19 protein-coding genes are annotated in these 17,425 nt (G+C 56.5%); 9 read left to right on the top strand and 10 right to left on the bottom strand.

Annotated elements, in window-relative coordinates:
* Positions 1-2 precede the first annotated feature (2 nt).
* Both ACR0KC_RS00200 and ACR0KC_RS00195 read left to right on the top strand, forming a co-directional pair.
* Positions 3-1,307: an NAD(P)/FAD-dependent oxidoreductase gene (locus ACR0KC_RS00200; protein WP_480771340.1), complete on the top strand. Its 1,305-nt coding sequence runs from the start codon at positions 3-5 to the stop codon at positions 1,305-1,307.
* A 112-nt stretch (positions 1,308-1,419) separates the two neighbouring features.
* Positions 1,420-2,619: a DegT/DnrJ/EryC1/StrS family aminotransferase gene (locus ACR0KC_RS00195; RefSeq protein ID WP_480771339.1), complete on the top strand. Its 1,200-nt coding sequence runs from the start codon at positions 1,420-1,422 to the stop codon at positions 2,617-2,619.
* A 9-nt stretch (positions 2,620-2,628) separates the two neighbouring features.
* Here ACR0KC_RS00195 and ACR0KC_RS00190 read toward each other — a convergent pair whose 3' ends face one another.
* The 4 genes from ACR0KC_RS00190 to ACR0KC_RS00175 form a co-directional block, all read right to left on the bottom strand.
* A complete protein-coding gene (locus tag ACR0KC_RS00190; RefSeq protein WP_480791444.1) occupies positions 2,629-3,384 on the bottom strand; it encodes a trypsin-like serine peptidase in 756 nt (251 codons plus the stop codon).
* A gap of 8 nt (positions 3,385-3,392) precedes the next feature.
* A complete protein-coding gene (gene phaR, locus ACR0KC_RS00185; protein ID WP_170583624.1) occupies positions 3,393-3,947 on the bottom strand; it encodes a polyhydroxyalkanoate synthesis repressor PhaR in 555 nt (184 codons plus the stop codon).
* A gap of 136 nt (positions 3,948-4,083) precedes the next feature.
* Positions 4,084-4,530 (bottom strand): phasin family protein, encoded by a 447-nt coding sequence (locus tag ACR0KC_RS00180; RefSeq protein ID WP_170393620.1) that lies wholly within the window; start codon positions 4,528-4,530, stop codon positions 4,084-4,086.
* 132 nt (positions 4,531-4,662) lie between these two features.
* A complete protein-coding gene (locus ACR0KC_RS00175; protein ID WP_170393622.1) occupies positions 4,663-6,465 on the bottom strand; it encodes a class I poly(R)-hydroxyalkanoic acid synthase in 1,803 nt (600 codons plus the stop codon).
* Positions 6,466-6,576: 111 nt separating this feature from the next.
* On the opposite strand from ACR0KC_RS00175, the gene phaZ reads away from it, so the two are divergent.
* Both phaZ and ACR0KC_RS00165 read left to right on the top strand, forming a co-directional pair.
* Positions 6,577-7,848, top strand: coding sequence for a polyhydroxyalkanoate depolymerase (gene phaZ / locus ACR0KC_RS00170; protein ID WP_480704445.1), 1,272 nt, complete (start codon positions 6,577-6,579; stop codon positions 7,846-7,848).
* The gene (locus ACR0KC_RS00165) at positions 7,845-8,429 is read left to right on the top strand and encodes a DUF6151 family protein (RefSeq protein WP_170635515.1); all 585 of its coding nucleotides are present in this window, start codon (positions 7,845-7,847) and stop codon (positions 8,427-8,429) included. Before phaZ ends, ACR0KC_RS00165 begins: the two co-directional genes overlap by 4 nt.
* Here the strand turns inward: ACR0KC_RS00165 and ACR0KC_RS00160 are convergent.
* From ACR0KC_RS00160 to ACR0KC_RS00145, 4 genes are all read right to left on the bottom strand, one after another.
* Positions 8,426-9,136, bottom strand: coding sequence for an alpha/beta fold hydrolase (locus ACR0KC_RS00160; protein WP_170510715.1), 711 nt, complete (start codon positions 9,134-9,136; stop codon positions 8,426-8,428). The genes ACR0KC_RS00165 and ACR0KC_RS00160 overlap by 4 nt on opposite strands.
* A 73-nt stretch (positions 9,137-9,209) precedes the next feature.
* On the bottom strand, positions 9,210-9,824 hold the full coding sequence (locus tag ACR0KC_RS00155; protein ID WP_480771680.1) for a hypothetical protein: 615 nt from the start codon (positions 9,822-9,824) through the stop codon (positions 9,210-9,212).
* 20 nt (positions 9,825-9,844) lie between these two features.
* The gene (locus ACR0KC_RS00150; protein WP_480771338.1) at positions 9,845-10,852 is read right to left on the bottom strand and encodes an alpha/beta hydrolase; all 1,008 of its coding nucleotides are present in this window, start codon (positions 10,850-10,852) and stop codon (positions 9,845-9,847) included.
* Positions 10,852-11,601 carry an alpha/beta fold hydrolase gene (locus tag ACR0KC_RS00145; protein WP_480704441.1) on the bottom strand — a complete coding sequence of 250 codons (750 nt, stop codon included), beginning with the start codon at positions 11,599-11,601 and terminating at the stop codon, positions 10,852-10,854. The genes ACR0KC_RS00150 and ACR0KC_RS00145 overlap by 1 nt, the downstream gene beginning before the upstream one ends.
* A gap of 216 nt (positions 11,602-11,817) precedes the next feature.
* Between ACR0KC_RS00145 and thrS the strand changes: the two genes are divergently transcribed.
* The 5 genes from thrS to ACR0KC_RS00120 all read left to right on the top strand — a co-directional run bounded on the left by thrS (position 11,818) and on the right by ACR0KC_RS00120 (position 16,502).
* Positions 11,818-13,776, top strand: a complete 1,959-nt coding sequence (gene thrS, locus ACR0KC_RS00140; RefSeq protein ID WP_480704440.1) for a threonine--tRNA ligase — start codon at positions 11,818-11,820, stop codon at positions 13,774-13,776.
* A gap of 221 nt (positions 13,777-13,997) precedes the next feature.
* Complete coding sequence (locus ACR0KC_RS00135; protein WP_010439128.1) at positions 13,998-14,300, top strand: BufA1 family periplasmic bufferin-type metallophore; 303 nt, start codon at positions 13,998-14,000, stop codon at positions 14,298-14,300.
* Positions 14,301-14,371: 71 nt separating this feature from the next.
* A complete protein-coding gene (bufB, locus tag ACR0KC_RS00130; RefSeq protein ID WP_480771337.1) occupies positions 14,372-15,229 on the top strand; it encodes an MNIO family bufferin maturase in 858 nt (285 codons plus the stop codon).
* The gene (locus ACR0KC_RS00125; RefSeq protein ID WP_480771336.1) at positions 15,226-15,987 is read left to right on the top strand and encodes an HvfC/BufC family peptide modification chaperone; all 762 of its coding nucleotides are present in this window, start codon (positions 15,226-15,228) and stop codon (positions 15,985-15,987) included. Before bufB ends, ACR0KC_RS00125 begins: the two co-directional genes overlap by 4 nt.
* Complete coding sequence (locus ACR0KC_RS00120; RefSeq protein WP_170626091.1) at positions 15,984-16,502, top strand: DoxX family membrane protein; 519 nt, start codon at positions 15,984-15,986, stop codon at positions 16,500-16,502. Before ACR0KC_RS00125 ends, ACR0KC_RS00120 begins: the two co-directional genes overlap by 4 nt.
* Before the next feature lies 1 nt (position 16,503).
* On the opposite strand, the gene ACR0KC_RS00115 is transcribed toward ACR0KC_RS00120, so the two are convergent.
* Together ACR0KC_RS00115 and ACR0KC_RS00110 are read right to left on the bottom strand one after the other, a co-directional pair.
* Positions 16,504-16,872, bottom strand: coding sequence for a hypothetical protein (locus tag ACR0KC_RS00115; protein WP_170420996.1), 369 nt, complete (start codon positions 16,870-16,872; stop codon positions 16,504-16,506).
* A gap of 42 nt (positions 16,873-16,914) precedes the next feature.
* Positions 16,915-17,232, bottom strand: a complete 318-nt coding sequence (locus tag ACR0KC_RS00110; RefSeq protein WP_170422413.1) for an arsenate reductase family protein — start codon at positions 17,230-17,232, stop codon at positions 16,915-16,917.
* Positions 17,233-17,425 lie beyond the last annotated feature (193 nt).

The raw sequence follows: 17,425 nt of genomic DNA, 5'->3' as shown, positions 1-17,425 counted from the left end.
CGATGAACCTGCTCTATTCTAATGACCGCAAGGCGGAGTATCCGCCAAGCTGGTATGCCGCGACGGCGCACGCATTTGACCGCCACCCAGCGCTTGAAGGCGACCATACCGCAGACGTCTGCATTGTCGGAGGCGGATACACGGGCCTTTCGGCAGCATTGCACCTGGCTGAGGCTGGGTTCGATGTTGTCCTGCTGGAAGCTCATCGCGCGGGCTTTGGGGCTTCGGGTCGCAACGGAGGCCAACTGGGCAGCGCGCAGCGTTTGGATCAAGAGGATCTTGAACGGCTTGTCGGCGATGAAGATGCGTTAAAGCTTTGGGATCTGGCCGAAGAAGCCAAGGATCTGGTCAAATCTCTGATCTCAAAACATCAGATCGATTGCGACCTGAAGCCCGGCATTGCGGTTCTGGGCTTTAACAACTCGGAGCGCGCAGAGCTACATGATCACGCGGCGCATCTGTCGGGTAAATACAAATACGACCAAATCGAAACTTTAGATGCCGATGCCGCGCGCGGGCTTTGCCCCTCACCAGCCTATGCGGGTGGGTATCTGGACAATGGTGCCGCGCACCTACACCCGTTGAACTACACCCTCGGCCTTGCGCGTGCCGCTGTCAGAGCCGGGTTAAGACTGCATGAAGACACCGAAGTTCTTGGCATCGATCAGGGCGCTCGTGTTACTGTACGCACTGAAAAGGGCAAGATCACTGCCGATCACGTAATTCTGGCCTGCAACGGATACCTCGGAGATCTGAACCGGCAAGTTGCATCGCGCGTGATGCCAATCAACAATTTCATCGCGGCAACCGAACCTTTGGGCGCTGAAGTGCAAAAAGTTCTGGCCAAAGATATCGCCGTTGCTGACACCAAGTTCGTGATAAACTATTTCCGGCTAAGCGCCGATGGCAGGCTGCTGTTTGGGGGTGGCGAAAGTTATGGTTATCGTTTCCCCGAGGACATCGCCGCAAAAGTCCGCAAGCCGATGACCGAGATTTTTCCGCATCTGCGTGACGTCAAAATCGACTACGCATGGGGTGGAACGCTGGGCATCACCATGCGGCGCATGCCCTATTTGACCCGGGTTGCGCCAAATATCCTGTCCGCCTCGGGTTATTCTGGCCACGGCGTCGGCACCGCGACCCATGCGGGGCAACTCATGGCGTTGGCGATCCAGGGGCAGGCTGAGGGGTTCGATACCATGGCCCGCGTTCCTGCAGTGCCCTTCCCGGGTGGTCCTGCTTTGCGGACGCCGTTGCTGATACTGGCCATGACTTGGTATGCGCTGCGTGACAGGCTGGGTATCTGAACACATTCTTTACGACGAATTGGTGAAATCTCGCTGACGATGCGAATTGGGACTTGGCTTGCCTGCACATCGAATTTATATTTCCCAAAGATAAAATTCGGGAAATCCAAATATGACGCTTGTACCCAACGTTCATGAAGCCGAACCCATCCCCACAGCCGCCCGAGACGCAATCGACGCCCTGATGAAGTCAGGCGATCTGTTTCGCTATACCGCACCTCAGGATGCGCCCGTTGCTCTCCTGGAGGCAGAGTTTGCCGAACTGCTCGGCACAAAATACGCGCTGGCGGTCTCTTCCTGTTCTGCCGCGCTGTTTTTGTCGCTCAAGGCGCTTGGGTTGCCCCGCGATGCGCGGGTTCTGATCCCCGGATTTACCTTTGCCGCCGTGCCGTCTTCAATCGTGCACGCGGATTGCATTCCGATTCTGTGCGAGGTCGGGGACAATTATCGCGTCGATATGGCCGATTTCACGGCCAAGCTGGACAGCGTGCAGGCAGTGATCATCAGCCATATGCGCGGCCATACCTCGGACATGGACGCGATTATGGAGCTGTGTGAAGCGCGCGATATCCCGGTGATCGAAGACGCCGCCCACTCTTTGGGCACAACCTGGCATGGGCGCAATATTGGCACCATCGGTAAGGTCGGCTGCTTCTCGTTCCAGTCCTATAAAATGATCAACGCAGGCGAAGGTGGCATTCTGGTCAGCGACGATGCGGATCTTGTAGCGCGCGCTGTCATCATGTCGGGCGCATACGAGCACAACTGGAAAAAGCACTCTGGCTCACCAGAGCTGGAACAGGCCTTTGCCAAATGGCAGAACCAGTTGCCACTGTATAACCTGCGCATGAGCAACCTCAGCGCTGCAGTCATTCGTCCGCAAATCCCCGAATTGGCACGCCGTGTCCGCGACGGGCTGGCAAACCATGACTATGTGGCTGATCGTCTGAACACATCGCCCTACATCGATGTCCCTGCCCCTCTGACACCCGAGCAGCGCGCACCGGATTCGATCCAATTCAATCTGGTTGACCTCAGCGACGATGAAATCCGCGCCTTTGCCGCCGCAGCCGAGGCACGCGGTGTCAAGGTGCAGGTCTTTGGCCTGAGTCAGGATAACGCTCGTGCCTTCTGGAACTGGCAGTTCCTACCCGAACAGTTCGACCTGCCACAGACCCGTGCGATGCTGATGAAGGCCTGCGATGTACGTCTGCCCGTGCGTTTGACGCGTGATGAACTGGACGTAATCTCGGACATCCTGCTGGCTTCTGTTGGCGAGGTTGTTGGCCCGGTGCCAGTCTACGGGACCTGATCGTCAGTACTATTGCAGATCAAGGTCATGAACTGAAAGTAACAATGCGTCGATCCCGTCAGGGGTTGGCGCGACGCGCGACAAAATCCCGGCAACGGCAAGCCCGGTTTCTGTTTGCATCAGAAACGGCGCACCGGAATCCCCCATCATGACGGGGCAGATCGCGCGCATCAGCCCTTGGCCGGCCTGTGCGGCATTACAGCTATCGGTGCGACTGAGCACGTGAGGCCGCAATCCGGGATAGCCCGCGAACGAGCCCATCTGCGGGACAGTCCGGGAAATATCGAAAAAACCAACCTGCTCTCCAATTGGCTCGGCCAACTCCAACACGGCCCAATCCAGATCGGCGCGATTGTTGAATACACCGTCGCGCCCCTGTTCCGAATCCAGCCGATAGGCCAATACATTGGACACGGCGGCAGCCTCGCCGCGCTGATACCCTGCGGCAAACCGGATACTGGCCGGAGGAATCCAGCGGTTGCGCGCGCTGTTGTACAAGCAATGTGCCGCGGTCAAAACCAGCCGCTCAGACACCAGCACGCCGGTACAATGGGACCGCTGGCTGCGGCTGGCTAAATTGACCCGGCCAATGGCGCGCCAGGGCGGGGTCGTTGCATCCAGAATTTCGCGCGCGCGAATCTCATCGCAGCCCGCAGCCGTATCCCGACCCATTGTGCAGATAGGTTCCCACACGGATGTAAACTGGCCTTGGGCCTGTGCAGTCTGGGCCCAGATCAACGCGCCCAGAACAGACAGCCAGCGCATCGGTCAGGCTAGCTCAGCTTCGATAGTTTTTGCTGCAGCTCGGCAAGTTGCTTTTTGATGTCGTCCAGATCCTCTTTGGGCTCGGGGGAGGCTTCTTGCTCGTCATCCGGCCCTGACCAGTTCCCCGACAGACCACCGGTCATGGCTTTTAGAAACGCCTTTTGCTGCGCCTGCATCGCCTCGAACCCCGGCATCTGGGACATCGGGTTCATAGCGTTCATGTTTTCCATCATCTTGGACTGGCTCTCGCGCAGCATGTCGAATGAGCTTTGCAGGAATTGCGGCATCATGCCCCCACCCGGCACCATGTAGCTGCGCACCAGATCGTTCAGCACATTAATCGGCAGAACATTTTCGCCACGGCTTTCGTGTTCGGCAATGATTTGAAGCAGATACTGACGAGTCAGGTCATCACCGGTTTTCAGGTCAATGATCTGAACCTCGCGCCCGTCGCGGATGAAACCGGCGATATCTTCAAGCGTCACGTAATCGCTGGTCTCGGTGTTATACAGCCGACGGCTGGCATAGCGCTTGATCAGCAGAGGTTTGTCTTGTTCCGACACCCTGTACCCTCCCCAAGGATGATGCGTTGCAGCAGAGGTTATGCGACTGCAGAACAAAAAGAAAGGGCAGGTCAAGCGACCTGCCCGCAGCGATTGCACCATTTGGGAGGAATGGGTGCTAAGTCGCAGTCTTATCTTACTTGGTGGTTGCTGCTTTCTTTGCTGCAGCGGTCACCTCGTTGGTGGCTTTTTTGACGGCTGCGGTTGCATCTTCTGCAGCGTCTTTGCCAGCCGCCATCAGCAGCTCAACTGTTTCGGTCTGAACTTTTTTCGCGATTTCAGCGAAAGCAGCCAGGTTTTCAGCGGCAACTTCAGCCGACGCGCTTGCGAAGTCGGTTGCAGCTTTTGCGTAATCCGCAGGCTCGGTTTTTGCTTTCGACATCTCGGTCAGTTTGGCCAGGGTTTCTTTGGTCCATTTGTTCGAGATTTCAGCCGATTTCTCAGCTGCGTCCAGAGCAACACCCGACAGCTTTTCGTTCAGAGAAGCGGTCGATTTGAATGCGTCTTCCAGAGCGGTTGTGTCAACCGGGAACGCGCCCATCATGTCTTTCAGGGTCGCGGTAAAGTCTTGGGTCTTTGCCATTGTCCTAAATCCTTCTAGCCGTTCCGGGCCCACCCCGGTTCTCATCAGCTTGAAGGTAATATGATTGCTGCATTGCAGCATTGCAAGTTTTTTCTTGCTGCAATGCAGAAAAATTTGAGTTTCAAAATGATATCAGCGGTTTGCCTTGACCAAAACATAGGTACCCGGAGCCGGGCAAAGGCGTGGATGATCCGAATCGCCGGTATCGCGCGCGGGAACCTGCTTGCCTGATCGCTTCTTTAACCACGCTTCCCACATCGGCCACCACGAACCTTCGTGGAAGTCAGCTTCTTTCAGCCATGTATCAGCATCACACTTCAGCTCAGGATTGGTATAGTGACCATATTTTTTCTTACTGGGCGGGTTCACAATGCCCGCGATGTGACCGGACTCGGACACCACAAAGGTCTTCGACTTCGCGCCCATCTGCTGCACCCCGCGATAGCAATCCTTCCACGCGGCAATATGATCCGTCTCGCAGGTGATCGCCATCAAAGGCACATCGACATCCTTGATATGCAGCTTATGGCCAAGCAGTTCGAACCCGTCGTTGACGAAATCGTTGCTCTGACACAAACCGCGCAGATACTGGATCGCCATCCGACCTGGCAGATTGGCCCCGTCGCCGTTCCAGTACAACAGGTCAAACGCTGGCGGTGTTTCACCCATCATGTAGCTGCGGATCGCCGGAGTATAGATGAGATCTCTGGATCGCAGGAAAGACATCGTTCGCCCGATGATCCATGCCTTTAGAATACCATCCTTCGAGACCTGTTCTTCGATGCCATCCACAAAGTCATTTTGCAGGAACGGCGTGAACTCCCCCTGCTCACCAAAGTCTGTCAGGGTGGTGAAGAAGGTGGCAGATTTGATCGACTTGTCACCGCGCTGCTTCATCAGCGAAAGCGTCAGGCTAAGCGTCGTACCGGCGATGCAGTAACCCACTGCGTTGACCTGCTTGACCTTGCAGATTTTCTTCGCCTCTTCGATGGCGGTCAGGAACCCTTCCTGAATATAGTCCTCCATCCCAATATCGGCGTGCGAGCTATCGGCATTCACCCAGCTGACCACAAACAGGGTATAGCCCTGCTCGGTCACCCATTTGATCAGGCTGTTCTGAGCCTTTAGGTCCAAGATATAGAACTTGTTGATCCATGGCGGGAACAGAACGATCGGCGTTTCGTGCACCGTCTCGGTCACCGGTTTATACTGGATCAGTTCCATCATTCGGTTGCGATAGACGACGTCGCCGGGTGTAGTTGCGATATTCCCGCCAATCTCAAAGGCACTTTCGTCAGCCAGCCTGACAACCATTTCGCCGTCATTGGCCTCAAGGTCCGACACGAGGTTCTCCAGCCCCTGTATCAGGGACTGCCCTTCGGTCTCGATCGCCTTTTCCAGCGCATCGGGGTTGGTGGCCAGAAAATTCGTTGGCGCCATCATATCTATGATCTGTTGCGAGAAGTACTGCAGACGCTGCTTATCCTTGGTTTCCAGATCGTCAACCGATGCAACGGCCTGCGCGATCGCTTCGGCATTGGTTTGGTACTGCTGGCGAATGAGGCGAAAGTAGGGGTTGGTTTCCCACATTGGATTGGCAAACCGTTTATCTTTGGCAGCGGCTGGGGGTACATCCCCGTCGCTTTGGGTCATCGCTTTCTGCGCTTCCGCAAAGTTGAGAACCGATTTTCCCCAATACTCAATTTGCTGCTCTAACAGCTTTGTGGGGTTTTGAAACGCTTCAGCCCAATACGCAGTTGCTGCTTTTGCAAAAAGCTCTTGATTCGGGCCATCCAGAGCGGGGGTGTGCGGCGTTTTTCCGGCCATGACCTCGACCAGGCGTTTGGACAGTTCTTCTACTTTGTCCATATTTTCTTTAAGTCGTTCAATATGTTCTTCGGTCAGTTTTGGCGTCTGGTCTTCGGTAGTTGTCATTTTAACAATTCCCCCCTAGTCTCGCTGCTGTGCAGAATAACGTCGTTGGCGTCGGGGGGCAAAGCGGCGAATGGTCCGAATTCTCAGGCTGATACTCAGGAGGCACATTCGATGCGCTACATGATGACCTATGACCTGATGGAAACCATGCGTAACACCAACCAATGGCTTGGTGCAACCGCAAGCGCGATGGCATCCTACCCCCTGTTCTCGATGACACCCAACCCGGCCTTCAACTGGATGGCTGCATGGGGCGAAGTAACCGAGCGCACATTCCAGCGTATGGTCGTCAAGCCTGATTGGGGCATCCGCACCTTTACCTGCGAAGACGGCAAGGACCATCTGGTCGATATCACAACCGTGCTTGAGCGTCCTTTCGGCGACCTGATCCATTTCCGCGTTAATGGACGCAAAGAACAGCCACGCAAGGTGCTGCTAGTTGCACCGATGTCGGGGCATTACGCGACCCTGCTCCGCTCGACCGTCAAAAGCCTGCTTGTCAATTGTGAGGTCTACATTACTGATTGGCATAACGCGCGCGACATTCCCGTGTCCGAAGGCAAGTTCGATGTCGAGGATTACACGCTCTACCTTGTCGATTTTATGAAAGAGCTCGGCCCCGATACGCATGTTATTGCGGTTTGTCAGCCCGCACCGCTGACTCTGGCCGCAACCGCCTATCTGGCCGAGGTCGAGCCGAAGGCGCAGCCAAGTACCCTGACCCTGATCGGCGGTCCCGTCGACCCCGACGCAACTCCGACCGAGGTTACGGATTTTGGTCGCCGTGTAACGATGGGTCAGTTGGAAGAAACGATGATCCAGCGGGTTGGCTTCAAATACAAGGGCGTAGGCCGGATGGTGTATCCCGGCTTGCTACAACTGGCTTCGTTCATGTCAATGAATGCCGAACGTCACAGCAAGGCGTTCTCGGATCAGATCCAGCGCGTTATTCGTGACGAGGCATCCGACCACGATGCCCATAACCGGTTCTATGACGAATATCTGGCGGTGATGGACATGACTGCCGAGTTCTATCTTTCGACCGTTGAACGTGTCTTCAAAAACCGTGAGATCGCGCGCAACGAGTTCGTTGTAGCCGGCCACAAGGTAGATATCGGCAAGATCACTGATGTGGCTGTGAAATCGGTCGAAGGCACGAATGACGATATCTCAGCCCCCGGGCAATGCATTGCGGCGCTGGATTTATGCACGGGTCTGCCCGACAGCAAAAAGGCCAGCCATGTTGAACCCGGCGCGGGTCACTATGGCATTTTTGCGGGCCGCAGCTGGCGCGACAACATCCGTCCGCTAGTGATTGATTTCATGAATGAAAACAGCCGCAATCCCCGTCAACGAGCCGCCAATAGCAACAAAGTTGCATGAGCCGCGCAGCGGCAGGAGACCTTCCTTTCCGTTGCAATTGCGGTGCCCTTTCGGGGCGCATTACTGAACACGGCGTCGTATCCGGCACTCATGTCGTGTGTTTTTGCCATGACTGCCGCGCGGCTCAGCTTTATTTTGAACAGCCCGACCCTGCGCCCGACCCAGTCGAGGTGTTTCAGATGTCACCGGAAGACATCAAGATCGATGCAGGGGTCGAGCACTTGGCAGCTATGCAACTTAGCCCCAAGGGCATGTTGCGGTGGTATGCCAGATGCTGCAACGCGCCGCTGGCCACGACGCCGACAACTCCAAAATTTCCGTTCGCGGGTTTTATCGTCAAACGTATTCCCCACCCCAGCAGTTTGGGTCCCATTACTACGCGTGGATTTGTGCCAAGGGCTGACGGCAAGCAGTCTCATGAGAAAATCCGCTATGCCGCTGTGGGTCTGCTTAAACGCGTACTAAAATCGCGTCTGTCCGGGAGCTGGAAGAAAACGCCATTCTTTGACTCTGAAACCGGTCGGCCGGTGGTGCAACCAACTGTTCTGACCAAGAACCAGCGCGCGGTTTTCTACGACTAGGTCAGCCGCAGTGGTTTCCGGAGCCAATCCTGCAGCATCGCAATCACGGATTCGGGTGCTTCCAGTGTCGGATAGTGCCCGGCCTCATCAATCACGCGCAACTCTGCATCCGGAATGAGATCAGCCATGAAGGTATTCTTGCGGACCGGATTCTCCGCATCATGGGCACCGCAGATGATCAGCGTGGGCATCCTGATCCGGCGCAGCGTGCCTTGTTGGTCCGGACGGCGTTGCATGGTTCTTATCTGACGCACAAACACATCCGAGCCCAATTCCTCGGCCATCTGCAACACTTCGTTCAAAATCGGGATGCGTTGCGGACCGGGAGACAACATGTCCGAGCCGATCAGCTTGCGCATCACTTCGTCCAACCTCCCCGCCTGCGCGCCAACGATCAGGTCTTCGCGACTCGCCGCGATATGAGGTGTGTCGGCCTGCGCATCCGTCGCCAGCAAGGCCAGTCGTGTCACCCTCTCAGGTGCGCGCCGCACGATCTCAAGCGCGACGCCACCACCCAGACCAAACCCGCACAAAGCAAACCGGTGCGGCAGTTGATCCAGCAAGCCCGACGCGATTTCTTCGAACCGTTCACCGCCGGTGATCGGTGCGACCATAACTGCACGTTCACGCGACAGCGCGGTGATCTGCGCCTGAAACAACCGTGCATCGCACATCAATCCGGGTAGCAAAACCAACGGCTCGATCACCTCGGTGCCCTCCGCTCGTTGTTATTGTTTTGTTACAGGATGAGAGGTTTGCCAACAGCGGGCAAGCAAAACTTCACGGATAGCTGATCGCCCGAAACGGTGGGAAATCCGCATAGCGTTCCTGCCTTTGGCACAGCGGTTCATCTGGCTCAGCCCCGGCCCGCAACAAGCAGCCGCGCGGGGCGATATAGCTGTCGATCCGCCGTACAGGCTTGGGCCGCCAAACCAGATTGAACGCGCTTAATTTGGGAAAAAACCAAATCTCGGAATAATCCAGATGGTCATGCATCCACCACGCCAGATCGCGCCAATCGCGCCCCTGCGCATAGCGGTCTGCAAACCACGGAATTACCACCGACGCCCCTGCTACACGTGCGTCACCTTCGCCCCAATCCCAAATGTGGCACTCCAACGGGTTGTCATTGCGGGCACAGTTCAACCTGTTCTCGTTCCCGAACCGGTTCAGAGATCGCGAGCGATAGCCCGAGCGCACCGCGATACGACCAAAGGTTTCTTCCAGCGGATCCAGCAGGGTCTCGCAAAACGCGCGCCCGGTCTCGATCGCAAGATCAGGGTTGTCGGGAATATTTTGCAATGCGTGAAAGTTCCCGATCTCGGAATATAGAAAATCACGCATGAAAAAATGCCGGGATAGTCGCACGCGACCCAACGTCTCAAGGCTCCACATACTGCCCGGTCTACGCATATTCAGCCCCCGCTTTGCCTCTGAATCCCCTGCTCTGACAGCCACTCCAATATGCCCGCGACCGCCGCGTCGGTCTGACCCGGTGACATCAGACGCCCCGCGACCACGTGTGAGGCCGGATCATCCCCGGGCCCCATTGTCACCAATGAAACCATCGCCTGACCACCCCAGGTCTTGGCCACCTCATGCATTTTATCCGGACGCACCACCTGATCATCATCAGAAAACCAGAACAGCGCCGGAACCCGCGCGCCCGAGAAGTCCAGCGCATTGACCGCATCTACAAGGGCAAACATCGGCACGACCGCCTCCCACGGATAAACAGTTGTCCAAAAGATGTTCTTCTCGGGATCAGTGCTTGAGACATCCCGGTCCTGTCCCATCAAAGGCGGCAGCCAATGCCGGGCCCACGGCAAGGATGGCACCCAGGAACCAGCCGAGTTTACGCCAAAGTTCGGCGACACCAAAACCAACGCAGCCACATCAGTGCTCAGTTCCGTATCCTTCGCAGCCGCGGCGGCCAATGTCGCCCCCGTTGATGTTGCGATCACAATGACTTGCTCACCAACAGCCCTGGCGGCAGCCAACGCCTCGGCTGTATCCTGCATCCAGCCCGACGCTGTACCTTCGGCCATTGCGTCCCCATCGCGGCCATGCCCTTGAAGCCTTGTGTAGACAAGGTTGGCACCCAACGCGTCCGCAACGCGATCAGGTACTGGCCTGATCTCCTCGGACGTGGCGGAAAACCCATGAATGTAGAGCACCGCATAAGCTGTCCGCTGTTCAACAAAACCATCCTGCCAGACCACGCGCTTTTCAACACCTGGCACGATGTCATCATAGGCGGATTCGATACTTTCAAAGTAAACCTGAACGCCCTCGCCAAATTTGCGCGGATCGAAACGCGGATGCAGGTCCACTTGCTCGCGCGGGCCAAAGGCGTAGATCAACACACCAACCAGCGTCAAACCCACCAGCACCCGCCCCAAAACCCAGCCCAGGCGACGCATCAGGTGCCTTCCAGGACTTCTCGCAGAGCCTGCTCAATCAGCCCGAGGCATCGCTCATCCGAGAACCTGTGATCCGCATCTTTGACCAGCAGCAGTTGCATGTCTGGACCAGTGGCATGATCCAGCAGGCGCACTGCCGTATCGGTCGAGACGGCCGTATCTGCTGTCCCCTGCAGGAGACGCACAGGGAAAGGCAGATCAAGCGAAGCGCGCAAAACCAACCGCTGCCGCCCATCCTCAATCATCCGCTTGGTGATGACGTAGGGCTCCATGTAGTCCGATGGCAGTTCCACATGTCCAACCGTCTCTAGTTCAGATTTCTGCTCGTTCGAAAACGACGCCCAATACCCATCCTCGGTAAAATCCGGGGCCGCCGCAATTGTCACCATACCTGCGATCCGCTCGGGCATGACACGCGCCAGCAACAGCGCTTGCCACCCGCCCATCGACGATCCCACAACAACCAGCGGACCATCAGCTAACCGAGAAACTGCAGCCAGCGTATCCTCGTGCCAGTCCCCGATACACCCGTCAGTAAAGGCGCCCGAGCTTTCACCGTGCCCCGAATAGTCAAACCGAAGGAACCCCTGCCCGCGCGCGCGCGCCCACGCTTCCAGATGCACCGCCTTGGTGCCCTCCATATCTGATTTCAAGCCACCCAGAAAAACGATGGTCGGCCCGCGCCCATTACTCTTGTGATACGCCAGACGTCGTCCCTGAGCGGTTTCCAGAAATTCTGCCTCTGCCATGCTACCCTCTTTGCTTGTCCTTCCATCATGCATGTCACGCACCTCTCTGCAATTGCCCGATCCTTCTTCATCTGGCTAAAAATACCTCGGGGAGTGCGAGGGGCTGGCCCCTCGCTCCTGCCCTTGACACCTGTGTCCCCACCTGCCACATGAGCCGAGCATACATAACCCGCAACCGGGCGTTCAGTGGGCGCCAAACCGACGAGGAGAGCCGATATGGCCCTGGACTCACAGTCAGTCTCCCTTACCTTTCCCGATGGCAATTCCCGATCCTATGAAGCAGGCGTTACGCCCGCACAGGTCGCCGCCGACATCTCGACCTCGCTGGCGAAAAAAGCCATTTCTGCCACGGTGAATGGACAGCATTGGGACCTGCAATGGCCCATCGAAGCCGACGCGCAAATCGCTATTCACACCATGAAGGACGAGGCGCAAGCCAATGAGCTGATCCGACACGATCTGGCGCATGTCATGGCCCGCGCCGTGCAAGAGATTTGGCCCGCAACCAAGGTCACCATTGGCCCCGTCATCGAAAACGGCTGGTACTATGACTTTGACCGTGAGGAACCGTTTACGCCCGAAGATCTCGGCCTCATCGAGAAAAAGATGAAAGAGATCATCAACAAGCGTGACCCGGTGACCACCGAGGTCTGGGATCGCGATCGCGCGATCGAGTTCTACAAGGCCAATAATGAGCCCTATAAAGTTGAGCTGATCGAATCCATCCCGGGTGATGAACCACTGCGCATGTATTGGCACGGACACTGGCAGGATCTCTGCCGTGGCCCGCACTTGCAGCACACCGGTCAACTGCCGGGCGACGCGTTCAAGCTGATGTCAATCGCCGGGGCTTATTGGCGCGGCGACAGCGACCGCGCAATGCTACAGCGCATCTACGGCGTGGCCTTCACCGGCAAGGAAAAGCTTAAGGCTCATCTGCACATGTTGGAAGAAGCCGCCAAGCGCGACCACCGCAAGCTGGGTCGCGAGATGGATTTGTTCCACATGCAGGAAGAGGCCCCAGGGCAGATTTTCTGGCACCCTAATGGCTGGACCATCTACACTCTTCTGCAAGATTACATGCGTCGGCAACAGCGCAAAGGTGGCTACGTTGAGGTCAACACCCCTCAGGTCGTCGACCGCAAGCTGTGGGTAGCCTCGGGTCATTGGGACAAATACCAAGAGAACATGTTCATCGTCGAAGTGGACGAGGAACATGCACGGGAAAAGGCGGTCAACGCCCTGAAACCGATGAACTGCCCCTGCCACGTGCAGATTTTCAATCAGGGTCTCAAATCCTACCGCGACCTTCCTCTGCGCATGGCCGAGTTCGGATCGTGTAACCGGTACGAACCTTCAGGCGCGCTGCACGGCATCATGCGCGTACGCGGCTTTACCCAGGATGATGGCCATATCTTCTGCACCGAAGACCAGATCGAATCCGAGACCGCTGAATTCATTCGGTTCCTGTCCGGTATCTACAGAGACCTCGGGTTTGAGAACTTCTCGGTCAAATTCTCGGACCGGCCGGAAAAACGCTCAGGATCGGACGAAGTTTGGGACAAGGCTGAAGCCGCCCTGCTCAGCGCAACCCGCGCGGCTGGGATCGAGCCGGAACTCAACCCGGGTGAAGGGGCATTCTACGGCCCGAAACTCGAGTTTGTTCTGACCGATGCGATCGGGCGGGATTGGCAATGCGGCACGCATCAGGTGGACTTTGTTCTGCCCGAGCGACTGGACGCCACGTATATCGGCGCTGATGGTGGCAAACACCGCCCAGTTATGTTGCACCGCGCGACCTTGGGCTCGTTTGAACGTTTCATCGGCATTCTGATCGAAGAACACGCGGGCAAGCTGCCGTTCTGGCTGGCCCCGCGCCAGGTCGTTGTGGCCTCGATCACCTCCGAGGCCGATGAGTATGTGGCCGAAGTGGTCAGCACCCTTCGCGCAGCAGGCATCCGCGCCGAGGCGGATATTCGCAACGAGAAGATCAACTATAAAGTCCGCGAACATTCGGTTGGCAAAGTGCCGATCATTCTGGCCGTCGGTCACCGTGAAGTCGAAGATCGCACGGTCAGTGTCCGTCGCCTTGGCGAAAAACAGACGCAGGTCCAATCGCTTGAGGCTGTAACAAATGAGTTGAGCGTGGCTGCAACGCCCCCCGATCTGCTGTAACATTCGGCAGCAAACCGCTAGAAATCCGGCCCGGTGTTTTGGGCCGGATTGAAACAAATATCATTTTTCAATTCAAAAACAATTTGTTAACGTTCAAGGGTGCATGACGACCTTTGACGGGGTTGTGAGACACGGGCTCGTGAATTCAACTGCTGCCCCTGAACCATTACCTTGTCGTTGTCACAAGCAGACATACGCAGTCATTAACAAGGATTACCAAGATGTCGAACACTGCAAAAACACTGGTTATCGCAAGCGCAGTTGCTGCAGCCGTTTCCGGCGCGGCCACAACCGCAACAGCCCAGGCCAAAGAAAAGTGCTATGGCGTTTCTCTGGCAGGTCAGAACGACTGTGCAGCCGGCCCCGGCACAACTTGCGCGGGCACTTCGACCGTCGACTATCAGGGCAACGCATGGACCCTGGTTGACGCAGGCACCTGCGCCGACATCGAGCTGCCTAAAACAGCAGACGGTGCAGATCGCAAAGGCTCGCTTGAGCCGCTGGAGCGTGACCTGCCTGCATAAGGCTTTTCCGAATGAACCAGAAAGGGCGGGCAGGATCGCCCGCCCTTTCCACGTGATCAGGGGATTTGCAAATGTTGGACAATGCGCTCAGTTCGAACCGGCTGCCTGCAGCACCGGGCGTTGGTTACAAACCACAGCATTTCTCGCAGATTCTTGAACAGGCCAAGCCTGTGGCGTGGCTAGAGATTCATGCCGAAAACTATATGGGCGATGGTGGCAGACCTCTGGCACAACTGCGTCACCTGTCCGAACAATTCCCGATTTCAGTGCATGGTGTCGGGCTGTCGATCGGCGGCGAAACGCCACTTGACCCAGATCACCTGGACCGCCTGAAGCATCTTGTCGGCTGGTTGAACCCGGCCAGCTTTTCGGAGCATTTGGCATGGTCAACCCATGACAGCCACTTCCTGAACGATCTACTTCCTCTGCCCTATACTGATGCCACTCTGGACCGTGTTTGCGACCATATTGATCAGGTGCAAGAGGTGGTCGGGCGGCAAATGCTGTTAGAGAACCCCTCAAGCTATTTGGCTTTCGAGGAAAGCACATGGTCCGAACCTGATTTCTTGCGAGAAATCACCCGGCGCACCGGATGTGTGTTGCTGCTGGACGTGAACAACGTCTTTGTTTCAGCCACCAATCTGGATTTCTCACCGCAGGGCTATATTGATGCCTACCCGTTGGACCAAGTAGGTGAGATTCACCTGGGCGGTCATGACGAAGACGAAGACGATCATGGGCATCCTTTGCTGATCGACAGCCACGGGCGCGAGGTCGTTGATCCGGTCTGGTCCCTGCTGGACTACGTTCTGGACAAATCCGGCCCCAAACCCCTGTTGATTGAATGGGACACCGATGTGCCAGACTGGCCGGTGTTACGGGCCGAAGCCGAGCGCGCGCAAAAAGCGCTGGATCGCGTGCCCGCATGAGCGTGTCGCAAACGACATTCCACATGGCACTGCTAGATGCCAACAAGCCCATTCCCGATGGGTTGCTGGACGCCGAGGCGCAGCCCGCCGGTCGTCGCTTCAGCGTCTATCGCAACAACGTCGCCGTCTCGCTGACCGAGGCGATGCATCAGGCCTTCCCGGTGATCACAAAACTGCTGGGACCCCAGAATATGGACGGGCTGGCTGGAATATTCTTGCGCCAGCACCCGCCGTCCTCACCCCTGATGATGTTTTATGGCGAGGAATTCCCAAAATTTCTGGAAGGAATGGAGCAGTTGTCGCATCTGGGCTACCTGCCAGATGTTGCCCGTCTGGAACTGGCGCTGCGTAGGGCTTACCACGCCGCTGATCGACAATCCATAGATGCCGAAGCGCTCAGCTTGCCACCGGAAGATTTGATGCAAGCCAAACTGACCCTCGCGCCGTCGGTGCAGGTGTTGCGTTCAAGCTGGCCCATACATGCGATCTGGAAATTTAACACCGAAGAAGGCGCGCCGAAACCCGAAGCGGGCGCTCAGGATACTTTGATCATGCGTCCCGAATACGACCCTGCCCCACACCCATTGCCACCCGGTGGTGCGGCATGGATCGCGCAGATTCAAGATGGCAAATCCATCGGTGAGGCATTTGAATCCACGATGGCCGAAACACCCGAATTTGATCTTGGAACCACTCTGGCACTGCTTTTGCAGGGCAGTGCAATAACTTCTGTGACTATCGAAAGGCTGGACACATGACTGCCCTGATCTCAACTTACAATAATGCGATGGAAAAAGCGGATCACGCGTCCGGTTGGCTGACACCAACCCTGGCTCGGGTGGTCTTTATCGCCGTGTTGTTCGTCTACTACTGGAACTCGGCCACGCTGAAAATCGACGGCTCAATCTTTTCGCCATCGGCCGGAGCCTTCGGTCAGATCTTTCCCAAAGCTGCAGAGGCGGTGCTGTATGATGTGACTCAGATGACCTTTTTCCAGCGGGTCGTCATCTTCTTTGGCACAGTGGCCGAATTTGTCCTGCCTGTGCTTTTGCTGGTCGGCCTGCTGACGCGCCTTGCCGCGCTTGGCATGATCGGATTTGTCTGGGTTCAAACACTGACCGATGTCACCGGACATGGCGTCAAACTGGGCGGCTTGTTCGACAACGCAATTACGTTGATGGATCAGCGCGTGATGTGGACATTCCTGCTGCTGGTGATTGTGATCAACGGCGCGGGTCCGCTGTCTCTGGATCGGTTACTACGCCTGAAGTGACCTAGAAATGTGCCTTGGGCTCGTCCGGTTTTCCTGCGGCGAGCCCAAGCAACCCTGCTACGCCTGCAAAGGCAATCGGGAACATGGTGAAAACGCCGAAGCCAAAGGCGTAGTACATCCCAGCCGCAGAAATCAGCAGCAATAAACCCGCAATCAGCGCTCGAGAATGGGCCATCGCCCCGCCAACGATTGCCAACAAAGGCGCCACGATCGAAGCCGTCTGGATCAACTCGGGGTTCTCTACCTGCTCGGCAATGCCTTCGATCTCACCAAACTGGTCGATCAGTTCCACAAAGCCGTAGCCAAAAAAACCGACGATCATCCCGATCAGCCCGGCAATGACGCCTAAAATCATGGCAGCGTTTCGCATTCACAGGTCTCCGCTTGTTGCCCGTGTCACATAAGCAGTTCTTCAGGCAACACCAAGGGCCTGACGGGTTTCAGGCGTCCAGCCCAGATACATCTGACCATTGGATACTATCAGTGGGCGTTTCATCAGGGTCGGATGATCAGCCAACAGCGCGAGCACCGGTCGATTGCGTGTGTCATCATCCAATCCCCGCCAGGTTGTTGATCGCGTATTGAGCAAGGCTTTGCCGAAAGTCTCGTACGCCTCGGACAGCACATTTTCGGGAACCCCTTGTGCGCGGACATCAACGAAAACCGCATCTGGAAGCAGTTTCAATGCCTTACGGCACGTATCGCAAGTTTTTAACCCATATAGCTGCATTATCTAACTAATCCTGTAATCGCTGCAAATTTAGACAAACCCATCAGGCTGCCCCAGTTATTCTTGATTTTTTACTTCACCGTGTAATGTTGAAAAAGGCGAAACACGCGACCCGGGCTGTATCGTGAGGGCGAACAGTGACGTGTGGCGGTTTTGCCAGCCAAGGCCCCCACCAATTTGTGGGACAACTTGT

The sequence above is a fragment of the Ruegeria sp. CF3 genome (assembly GCF_056537365.1).
Note: the sequence above shows the minus strand (reverse complement) of the source record. Positions and strands in the feature narration are given on the sequence as shown.

What these genes read in the sequence shown, in the direction of transcription:
- ACR0KC_RS00200 (WP_480771340.1), top strand. Translation starts at nt 3, where the DNA reads ATGAACCTGCTCTATTCTAATGACCGCAAGGCGGAGTATCCGCCAAGC.
- ACR0KC_RS00195 (WP_480771339.1), top strand. Translation starts at nt 1,420, where the DNA reads ATGACGCTTGTACCCAACGTTCATGAAGCCGAACCCATCCCCACAGCC.
- ACR0KC_RS00190 (WP_480791444.1), bottom strand. Translation starts at nt 3,384, where the DNA reads ATGCGCTGGCTGTCTGTTCTGGGCGCGTTGATCTGGGCCCAGACTGCA.
- ACR0KC_RS00180 (WP_170393620.1), bottom strand. Translation starts at nt 4,530, where the DNA reads ATGGCAAAGACCCAAGACTTTACCGCGACCCTGAAAGACATGATGGGC.
- ACR0KC_RS00175 (WP_170393622.1), bottom strand. Translation starts at nt 6,465, where the DNA reads ATGACAACTACCGAAGACCAGACGCCAAAACTGACCGAAGAACATATT.
- phaZ (WP_480704445.1), top strand. Translation starts at nt 6,577, where the DNA reads ATGCGCTACATGATGACCTATGACCTGATGGAAACCATGCGTAACACC.
- ACR0KC_RS00165 (WP_170635515.1), top strand. Translation starts at nt 7,845, where the DNA reads ATGAGCCGCGCAGCGGCAGGAGACCTTCCTTTCCGTTGCAATTGCGGT.
- ACR0KC_RS00155 (WP_480771680.1), bottom strand. Translation starts at nt 9,824, where the DNA reads ATGTGGAGCCTTGAGACGTTGGGTCGCGTGCGACTATCCCGGCATTTT.
- ACR0KC_RS00150 (WP_480771338.1), bottom strand. Translation starts at nt 10,852, where the DNA reads ATGCGTCGCCTGGGCTGGGTTTTGGGGCGGGTGCTGGTGGGTTTGACG.
- ACR0KC_RS00145 (WP_480704441.1), bottom strand. Translation starts at nt 11,601, where the DNA reads ATGGCAGAGGCAGAATTTCTGGAAACCGCTCAGGGACGACGTCTGGCG.
- thrS (WP_480704440.1), top strand. Translation starts at nt 11,818, where the DNA reads ATGGCCCTGGACTCACAGTCAGTCTCCCTTACCTTTCCCGATGGCAAT.
- ACR0KC_RS00135 (WP_010439128.1), top strand. Translation starts at nt 13,998, where the DNA reads ATGTCGAACACTGCAAAAACACTGGTTATCGCAAGCGCAGTTGCTGCA.
- bufB (WP_480771337.1), top strand. Translation starts at nt 14,372, where the DNA reads ATGTTGGACAATGCGCTCAGTTCGAACCGGCTGCCTGCAGCACCGGGC.
- ACR0KC_RS00125 (WP_480771336.1), top strand. Translation starts at nt 15,226, where the DNA reads ATGAGCGTGTCGCAAACGACATTCCACATGGCACTGCTAGATGCCAAC.
- ACR0KC_RS00120 (WP_170626091.1), top strand. Translation starts at nt 15,984, where the DNA reads ATGACTGCCCTGATCTCAACTTACAATAATGCGATGGAAAAAGCGGAT.
- ACR0KC_RS00115 (WP_170420996.1), bottom strand. Translation starts at nt 16,872, where the DNA reads ATGCGAAACGCTGCCATGATTTTAGGCGTCATTGCCGGGCTGATCGGG.
- ACR0KC_RS00110 (WP_170422413.1), bottom strand. Translation starts at nt 17,232, where the DNA reads ATGCAGCTATATGGGTTAAAAACTTGCGATACGTGCCGTAAGGCATTG.